The following is a 337-nucleotide window of genomic DNA, read 5'->3' as shown; positions in this document are numbered from 1 at the left end:
GGTCATTATGATTTGATCGGCAATGAAGCCAATACGTGTAGGGTCAGACGTTGCCGCAGGAACATCCACGAACATCGACGCTTGACGAAACAAGCCGTCCGCGTTAACTGCCGCTTGCAGCGCCCAACGTGCGGCATACCCACCGATGGCAGCAGAAACCGCCCATCGAATATTGATTTGAGCGTTGTTGCCACCGAGCGCGGCAAAAAGGTTGTCAATGCGACCGGCCTGCGCACTCCCCGCACTTGTCAAAGCTTCAATAGATGACGTGAAGCTTGCAGTTGTCGCGTCGTAATCATCGCTCAAATCGTCAAAACTAACGGTCAATTGCTGCACA

At 53.1% G+C, this 337-nt stretch carries 1 protein-coding gene; it reads right to left on the bottom strand.

Annotation, left to right across the window (positions count from 1 at the left end):
- Positions 1–337 (bottom strand): hypothetical protein (locus RMT89_RS41835; protein WP_315888993.1); only part of this gene is annotated, 337 nt, incomplete at both ends.

It is taken from the genome of Streptomyces sp. P17 (assembly GCF_032436805.1).
Classification (GTDB): Bacteria; Actinomycetota; Actinomycetes; order Streptomycetales; family Streptomycetaceae; genus Streptomyces.
Note: the sequence above shows the minus strand (reverse complement) of the source record. Positions and strands in the feature narration are given on the sequence as shown.